Origin of the sequence: Clostridium sp. UBA6640 (genome assembly GCF_002455975.1) — a bacterium.
Classification (GTDB): Bacteria; Bacillota; Clostridia; order Clostridiales; family Clostridiaceae; genus Clostridium_J.
Genome location: NZ_DKLM01000169.1, coordinates 1 through 10,375 on the forward strand (window position 1 = coordinate 1; position 10,375 = coordinate 10,375).

Annotated in this window: 3 protein-coding genes; all 3 read right to left on the minus strand. The window is 26.7% G+C overall.

Annotated features, from left to right (window positions below; all coding sequences use genetic code 11):
* On the minus strand, nucleotides 1-1,056 hold a 1,056-nt coding region (locus tag B2W91_RS19950; RefSeq protein ID WP_291584136.1), incomplete at its 3' end, for an AMP-binding protein.
* Nucleotides 1,057-1,274: 218 nt separating this feature from the next.
* A complete protein-coding gene (locus B2W91_RS19955; protein WP_291584138.1) occupies nucleotides 1,275-8,231 on the minus strand; it encodes an amino acid adenylation domain-containing protein in 6,957 nt (2,318 codons plus the stop codon).
* 24 nt (nucleotides 8,232-8,255) lie between these two features.
* Nucleotides 8,256-10,375, minus strand: a 2,120-nt coding sequence (locus tag B2W91_RS19960; protein WP_291584140.1) for a condensation domain-containing protein, incomplete at its 5' end; no start/stop codon positions are given.

Genomic DNA, 10,375 nt, shown 5'->3' on the forward strand with positions numbered 1-10,375 from the left:
CATATATTCTATTCTTTCCTTTGGATAGTTCGGATCTACTGGTAAGTAAGCTCCTCCAGATTTTAAAATTCCCATTATACCAATTATCATCTCTATTGATCTATCTATCATTATTCCTACTATAGAATCTTCTTTAACACCTTTCCTTCTTAAAACTCTAGCTAGACTATTTGATTTTTCATTTAACTCATTGTAAGTTATCATTTTATCTTGAAATACTACTGCAACATTATTAGGAGTTTTTTTAACTTGTTCTTCAAATAACTCGTATATAGTTAAACTGCTATCATACTCTACATTTGTATTATTAAAATCATATAATATTTTATTTTTTTCGTTTTCTTCTAAAATCTCTATATCCTTTATCTTTTTATCATAATCATTTGATACTTGCGTTAAAAAATTCATTAAATGCCTTTTTAAATTGTCTATTCTTGTCTCACTAACTGAATTTATATTGTAAACTATAGTACAAAATATATTACTATCTTTTACTTCAAATTCAAAAATTGTTGATAAGTTGTTGTTTTTAAATTGCTGCCCTAAATTGAGGTTTTTCATTCTAATCATAGTATCTATTATAGCTGTTTTATTATCAAATTCTTCAATTCCAACCAATTGTTGTATTTCCCTTATATTAAGTTTATTGAACTTATTTACTTTTACAAATATTTCCTTTGATTTCATTAAAAACTCTTTAAAAGTACTATCATCATCAATAATACCTTTAAATATAGCTACCTCTAAATCACTTATATTACTTTTAGTCAATCTTTCAATTCCTACAAAAACATCATCATTCCCAGTATAGAATTTTAGAATATAAAGCACTGCTGAAATCATATATATATATATACCCATATTAGAATTATTACATATTGATAAAATTTTTTTTGATACATCTTCATTAACTATAAAGGTCGTATTACAGTATATATTATCGCGAATATCTAATGATTTATCACTAAAAGTACTCCTTTGACTATTCTTGCCAACTACACTTGTCCAAAATTCCTTATTCTCATAAAAATCATTTGTATGCTCAATTCTATTCATACATTTCACCTTTTCTTCATAAAATTCTTTGCACTAATTAAAATTATTTTTAGTTTCATTGAATATAAATGATAAAATCTCATAGTATTATCATATTAAGAATAAAACATTTATACATACCCAGCTTTAAATTTGTAATAATCTAATACCTAATAAATGAAATATGTATAAATGTTTTTATCTCTATTCCTAGTTTTTCATTTTTGGGTAAAACTATTTTAGAATGAAAATTCTATATCATCTAAAGTAATTTCAGTTTTTTCAAACTCTTCAAGCTCTATTTCATTTAAATACAATTCTATATTTTCACTAACAATATTTAATATTTTCATATAGTACTCTCCTAGTTTCTCTATTGTATTTCTATTAAATAATTTAGTACAATATTCAAACTCAAAATAAATTTTATCTTCAGCTTGAAACGCGCTTAAAGAGAAATCAAATTTTGATGTTTTGTTATTATTATCCATATATTCTGCATATATATCCTCTAACTCAATGTTGCTTATACTTTTAGTTCTAAAATTAAAAATTGTACTAAATAATGGATTTCCACTTACAGTTCTATCTACATTTAACATCTCTATTAATTTATCTAGTTCAAATTCCTGATATTTATAAGATTTTATAAGATTGTTTTTAACTTCATATAAAAATTCTTTAAAAGTCTTTTTTCCTTGTGGATATAGTCTTATTGCAAGTGTATTTACAAACATACCTATCATATTTTCTAAATCATTATGATTCCTACCTAATATAGGAGCTCCTATTACTAAGTCTTCATCACTTGTATAAATTGCTAATAAAATAGCGTATACGCTGAAAAATACCATGTTAGGAGTCGTGTTTGTTTCATCACAAATTCTATATATTTTTCTTAATATATCCCCTTCAATCTCAAAAGCTACTCTATCACCCTTAAAGGTTTGATACTCTTCTCGTTCATAATCTAAAGGCATGTTTAATCTAGGAATATTACCATCATACATGCTTAACCAGTATTTTTCATGCTCTGTAAAATAACCTTCTTCAATCATATTATTTTGCCATTCTGAATAATCCTTATATTCAACTCTAATATTTGGCAAATCATTACCTAAATATAAACTAACAAATTCATTTATAAGTATTTCAGTAGAATGACCATCAGCTATTATATGATGAATATCTATAAGTAATATATATTCATCATCTTTAATCTTGGTTATTTTAACCCTAATTAAAGGTGCTTTTGATAAATCAAAAGGTTTAATAAAATCTTTCTGTAAGTCTTCAATATTAAATTCACTTTTATTAATTTCGCTATATTCTACCTTAAAGTCAATGTCATTATTTATCTTTTGAACTAATTCATCATCTTTAAATATAAATGTAGTTCTTAATATTTCGTGTCTATTTAATAAATAATTTAATATATTTTTAGCCTTATCAACATCTAACGCACCTTTTATTTTCATTGCAATTGGTATATTATAGTTTGTACTACTAGGATTAAGTTGATTCAACATATATAGTCTCTTTTGTGCTGATGACGTCACATAATAATCCTTCTCCCCTACCTTTTTTAAAGCTAAGTATTTATTCCTATCTGCCATCATTATTTTTTGGCTAATGCTCTTTACTGTAACATTTGAAAACATATCTTCAATAGATAACTTAACATCAAATTCTTTTTGTATTTTAGGTAAAATAATTATCATCTTTAGTGAATCTGCTCCTAAGTCAAATAATTCATCATTTATACCTATATCCTTAACTCCAAGAACTTCACTAAACATCTCACAAAGCTTTTTTTCTATATCATTTGCTGGCTCTGAATACTCATCATAACTCACTCTATTAAACTCAGGATATGGTAATTTTTTATTATCAAGTTTACCATTAACATTTATAGGCATCTCATCAATTTGTAAAATAAATTGTGGAATCATATAGTTTGGTAGGTCTTTATATAGTTTTCTTTTTAAAGTTTTTATATTTATCTCTATATCAGAAACTATATATGCACAAATATATGGATTACCATTAGCATCACTATTACATATTACTGCCACATCTTTTATTTCATTGTCTTTTAAAATAATCTGCTCAATCTCTCCTAATTCTATTCTATATCCACGTATTTTCACCTGATTATCTATTCTTCCTAAGTACTCAATGTTTCCATCTGGTAGCCACCTAGCTAAATCTCCAGTTTTATAAATTCTATTGAAATTATTAATATTTTCAATAAACTTTTGCTTAGTAATATCATTTTGCTTCAGATATCCTCTTGTTACTCCTGGCCCAGCTACTACTAATTCCCCCGGTATACCAATTGGTTGAAGTTTATTATCCTTATTCAATATATATACTGAATAATTTGCTATCGGTTTACCAATTGGTATGTTGTTATATACATTACCATTACATTTATAATAAGTGGCACATACGGTTGACTCCGTAGGTCCATAAGTATTATATACCTCTGTATTCCTTATAATATTTGAAATATATTCTTTTTTAAGAACATCGCCTCCACTTATGACTAATCTTAAGCTTTTGCTTAACTCCATTTCATTCATAGCATATATTAATAATGGTGATGCACTTATTATTGTTATCTTATATTTATCTATTATATCTACAAGTTTAGATATATCTTTAATGTCAGATCTAGTAGTTATAATTAACTTGCCCCCTACTAATAATATTGGATATAATTCTTCGATACTTGTATCAAATCCATAAGAAGCCTGGTTAAGTATTATATCTTTATCATTTATCTTATATTCACGACAAAAAGCATTTATATAAGCAATTACATTGCCATGTTCTACCATGACACCCTTAGGTTTTCCTGTTGACCCTGAAGTGTATATTATATAAGCTAGGTTATTTGCTTTAATGTCACAGCCTAAATTATGTGTTTCAAGCTCATATAGTTCATTATTGTTTAAGTTTAATACTACTCCATCAAATTCATGCATATCTTCCTCTGTTAAAAATTTTTCTTCTGCTAAAATAACCTTTATAGAACTATCCTTAATCATAAATTTAGATCTTTCTATAGGATACTCAGAATCTATTGGCAAATATGCTCCACCTGCTTTTAATATAGCAATCAAGCCTATAACCATCTCTATAGATCTTTCTATCTTAATTCCCACAATAGTTTCTGAAGTTACTCCCAGGCTACGTAACTTTCTAGCTAGTGAGTTGGCTTTTTCGTTCAACTCTCTATAAGTTATATTTTTGCTATAATATTCTATAGCAATAGCATCTGGCGTTTTCTCTACTTGTCTTTCAAACAGTTTGTGAAGTGTCGCATTTCTATCGTAACTTAAAAAAGTGTTATTAAAATCATTTAATATTTGATTTTCTTCATCCATAGACAAAGTTCTTATATCTGTGATTTTAACTGTTGCATCATTAATAACTTGTTGTATAATGTTGCTAAACTGCTTTGTCATTCTTCTAATTGTTTGTTCTTTAAATTTATTTGCATTATACTCAAATATACAATTTAAATCTCCAGAATTTGAAAATTTAAAATCTACCTGTATATCTAAATGTGCTTCATTGTATTTGAAATCTTCATAATATTCAAACTTTAAGCCTTCAACTACTAAATTTTCATTTTTCTCTTCTTCTGTGTGAAAATTTATTAATGTTTTTATCAATTTATCAATATTTAAAGTATGAAATGGAAAATATTGATTTTCATATGATGTCATCAAATTATTATTAGTTTTATTTAAAAATTCTATAAATGTATCTTGAGTTTCTACTCTATTCATTATCGGTATTAAATTAATAAATGAACCTACAATATCTTTATATTCAGCTAATCTTCTTCCAGCCGAAATTGAACCAATAACTATATCATTTTCCCCAGTATACTGTCTTAATAATATTGCATATATTGCAAATATAAAGGTGTGTGTGGTTGTTTTCTCCTTATTAGCTATTTTCTTTATCTTTTCTAAAGTTTCCTTAGAAATTTTAAATTGAATTTTTTCTCCTTCATATCCATACTTCTTAAATTCATTCAAATCATGTGGTACATATATAGGCTTATCTTGATTAGCAAAACTATTTTTCCAGAATAACTCTATCTCTTGTATTTTACTATCTTCAATAAAATTATTTTCATTGACAAGATAATCACTCATATCATACTCTTTAGCTTGCAATTCTTTATTCATGTATAAATCAACTAGTTCTCTGTAAAGAATATTTAATGAATATCCATCAATAATTATATGATGCATGTCTATAATTAAAGTGTACTTTTCTTCATCTATTTTAAGAAGTGACGCTCTCATTAATGGATAACTACTCAAATCAAAGTGTTGAATAAAACCATATACAACTGATTTAATATCTTTGCCAATATACTCATCATACTGAAGCTTAAACTCAAAGTTATCATGAATTTTACATATCACCTCTTCATCAACTATTTCAAATGAAGTTCTAAAAGCTTCATGCCTATTAATTAATTCTATTAATACCTTTTCTAATTTATCCTTATTTACATCTCCTTGTATATTTATGATAATTGGTACATTTGACTCTGCAATATCTAAACTTTTTTTATTTACAATAAATAGGCCTTTTTGATTTGACATAACATTATAGTATGACTTTTTATCTGCTTTCTTTATTCCATTATAATTGACCTCTTCTTTTAGTTTTATATATTCACTTAGTTCTTTTATAGTTGACGCCTCAAATAATTCCCCTATTTTTAATTCTCTTTTAAATTCCTTTTGAATTTTTGATATAAGTAGTATTGCCTTTAAAGAATGTCCCCCTATATCAAAGAACTTATCATTTATGCTAATATTTTCGAAACCTAAAATTTCACTCCACATTTTTACCAATTTTTCTTCTATATCGTTTCTTGGTCCTTCATACTTATTTAGACTTTTATTTAATATTGGTTTTGGTAGAAATCTCCTATTAATTTTTCCATTATTAGTTAAGGGTAATTTATCCAATTTTGTAAAATAGGTTGGTATCATATATTCAGGTAATGTTTTTCTTAAAAAGGCTTTTAATTCTATCTCATTTAAATCATTTCCACTTGTTATATAAGCACATATATATCTTTCATTATCATCCATTTCTTTTATTATTACTACTGCCTCATTAACGTTTTCATAGCACATCAATGAGTTTTCTATCTCTCCAAGTTCTATCCTATATCCTCTTAATTTAACTTGACTATCTATTCTTCCTAAGAACTCTATACTTCCATCTGGTAACCATCTTGCTAGATCACCCGTTTTATACATTCTTGAATTATCACAAAATGGATTCTTTATAAATTTCTCTTCTGTTAAGCTAGTATTATTCAAATACCCTCTTGCCACTCCATCTCCTGAAATACACAACTCTCCTGATACTCCTATAGGTACTACTCGATTATTGCTATCTAATATATATATCTTAGTGTTTTTTATAGGCTTTCCTATAGTAATTTTATCTTCATTTTTAATATACTTACATGTTGACCACACTGTTGTTTCCGTTGGTCCATATACATTATAAACTTCTAACTTTTCATATTTATTAAACTCATCTAATACATGTTTTGTAAGACTTTCTCCTCCAACTAATATTAATTTTATGTTAATCATAGCTTGCTTAAATTTATCACTATCTAAAAGCATTTTAAACCGAGATGGTGTGCTTTGCATAACCTCTATATTGTGCTCTTCTATAATTCCTGCAATTTTATTACTATTGATGCTATCATCTTCATCTGAAATAACTACTTTCAATCCTTGAGTCAATGGCACTATAGTTTCTAAACAAAATATATCAAATGAAATAGTTGTAAGGCACAATATACTATTAAATTTATTCAGCGATGTTTCACTATTTATAGCATGTATAAAATTATTAACCTGTCTATGTTCTATCATAACTCCTTTTGGATTTCCTGTTGATCCTGATGTATATATTACATATGCTAAATCATTGCTACTATTAACCAAAGTTACATTGGTATTTTTACTTGCATATATTACATCTTTTTGTAAATCTACTATATGTCCGTAAAAATTTATACCTTTAGCTATTTCCTCTGATGTAACTATTGTTTCTATTTGAGCATCTTTTATAATATAATCTATTCTTTCCTTAGGATTTTTAGGGTCTATTGGCAGGTAAGCCCCTCCTGATTTTAAAATACCCATTATTCCTATTAGCATTTCCACAGATCTATTTATCATTATGCCTACTATAGAATCAGGCTTGGCCCCTTTCTCTCTCAACAATAATGCTAAATTATTAGCTCTTTCATTTAGCTCTCTATAAGTTAAATTTTGATTTTTAAATGCTACAGCAATATCATCTGGTGTTTTTTCTACTTGTAATTCGAATAGTTCTTGTATTGTCTTATTTTTATCGTACTCCATATTATTTTCATTAAACTGCCATAGTATTTTATTTTTTTCCTCATCACACAAAATTTCTATATTCTTAATTTTTTCATTATAATTTTTTAAAACTTTATCTAGAACTTTGATAAAAGTTCTAGATAAATTATTGATAGTATTTTCTGAGAATTTATTAGCATTGTATACTACCTCAAGTTTTATTGTACTGTCTTTTAGAAGTTCAAGCAAAAATGAAATTTCATTTTTACTTGAACTTGTTATATAATTAATGCACTTCTCCTCATGAAATGATCTCATGCAAACATTAATAGGAGTTAAATCCATAACTTCATTGCATACTTTGCTTTCTAACAATACAGCACTATTTAAATATCCTTGATTTTTATATATTTCTAAAATCTTATTTTTAATACGTAGCATATATTCTTTAAAAGATTCATCATCATTTAAGGTAGATGTTAGTGGTAATACCTTGCTATAAATAATTTTTCTTGAGTCTTTTGAGCTATAAATTGGTATCCCTATGGTCATATTTTTTTTATCCATATACTTAGATAAACTTATTTTTATTGCCGATACCAAAAAAGAATACATAACAAAATCATTAGCTTTACAAGTTACTTGTAATCGCTGTACAGTTTGTTTATCAATACTAATATAATGCGCCCTTGCTTCATATCCTTCTCTATTATAGTCACATAGATTCCTGTCACTTTCCTGTAAACTTTTTAATTCATTTATCCAATATTTAATCATATCACGCTGTACTAAGTTACTTTCCATAACACCATAACCTCTCCTATCTTGTTAATCTAAGAATAAATTCTCATCTAATTCAAGCAACTCTTCCTCAGGTCCATTATTAATAATGTTACCTAAAAGAATATTCTCATCATTAGCTATTGTTTTAAGTATATCTATAAAATCATCTTTAATAATCTCAATAGTATGATGATCAAATAATTTCTTACAGTAAGCCAAAGTTAACTTTAAAGTATCTACACCTTCTATTAATGTTAATTCTAAATCTGCCTTTGATATCTTATTTTGTCCGTTATACGGCTTTAATAATAATTCATTTAATTCACTGTCCTCAATATCTATATTCAGTGTATTGAATATTACATCAAACAATGGGCTTCTACTTGGATCTTTTTTTATATTTAATTTTTCTACTAACTGTTCAATTTGATAACTTTGATTTTCATAAGATTTTATTGAATTTTCTTTTACTTCATTTAGAAAATCTATATACTTTTTAACTCCCTCTGGTTTATTTCTTAAAGCTAATGTGTTTACAAACATCCCTATTATATTTTGTAAATCTGAGTGTGACCTTCCTGCTATCGGTATTCCTACTATTATATCCTCTTGTCCACTATATTTAGATAAAAGTATATTAAATGCTGATAATATAACCATATGCATTGTTGTTCCCGTTTTCTTTGTAAGTTCCCTCAATTCAAGTGTTACATTTTTATCCACTTCAAAACTTACACTATCACCTTCAAAACTTTGAACTGCAGGTCTTTCATAATCATATGGTAAATTTAATATTGGTATTTCACCATTAAACATATTTACCCAATATTCTTCTTGTTTTTTCATTTCTTCTGACTTTAAGAAATTATTTTGCCATGCTGCAAAATCTTTATATTGTAGTTTTAATAGTTCTAAGTTTCCACCATTATATAGTGTAGCAAATTCATTTATTAAAATACTCATAGATACTCCATCAGATATTATGTGATGCATATCTATTAATAAATAAGTTTTCCCTTGAGTTTCTACTATTTTGCATCTAAATAGCGGTGCTATTGCTAAATCAAAAGCTCTTACAAAATCATTAGCTATCTCTTCTATAGATTGATGTGAAGTTTCCTCTTTTAACTTAAATTTATAATTATTATCTATTTTTTGAACTATTTCATCTTCAACAGTTTCAAAGTAAGTTCTTAATGCTTCATGCCTTTCAACTAGTTTTCTAAATGTATCCTCTATTTTATTTTTATCCATAGAACCTTGAATTTCAAAAATCTGTGGCATATTATAAGCTATGTTTTCTTTATCAAATTCTTGAATTATATACATTCTCTTTTGTGCTGATGACGCTTCATAGTATTCTCTTTCTTCTATTTTTTCAATCTTAGAATAAATACTTTCTTCAGCCTCTTCAATAAACTTGCTTAGCCCTTTTATTGTTGGATTCTTAAATAATTCTTTTAATGGAACTTCTTTATTGGTTTCCTTATTAATTTCAGATATAAGAATCATTGCCTTTAATGAATGACCTCCTAATTCAAAGAAACTATCATTTATTCCTACTTTATCTACACCTAATATTTCACTCCATATTTTTGCTAAAGTTTCTTCAATTTCATTTCTTGGTGCCTCATAACTAGTTAACCTTTCATCTAGATTAGGTTTAGGAAGTGCTCTTCTATCAAGCTTTCCATTCGATGTAACCGGCATTTTGTATAGTTTTACAAAATAAGATGGCACCATATATTCTGGTAAGCTTTCTTTCAAATATTCTTTTAAGTTTAATTCACTTATTTCTTTATCACTTACTATATATGAACAAATGTGCTTATCATTATCTTCGCTTCCTATTACCGTAACCGTTGCTTCTTTAACATCTTCATGTTGCAATAACTTATTTTCAATCTCACCAAGTTCTATTCTAAATCCTCTTATCTTAACCTGGTTATCTATCCTTCCTAAAAACTCTATATTTCCGTCTGGTAACCATCTTGCTAAGTCTCCTGTCTTATACATCTTCGTTCCTGATTCAAATGGATTGTCTACAAACTTTTCAGAAGTTAATTCTGGTTTATTTAAGTATCCCCTTGCTAATCCATCGCCAGAAATACACAATTCTCCTGGCACTCCTATAGGTTGTAGCTTATTATTATTCATAACATACA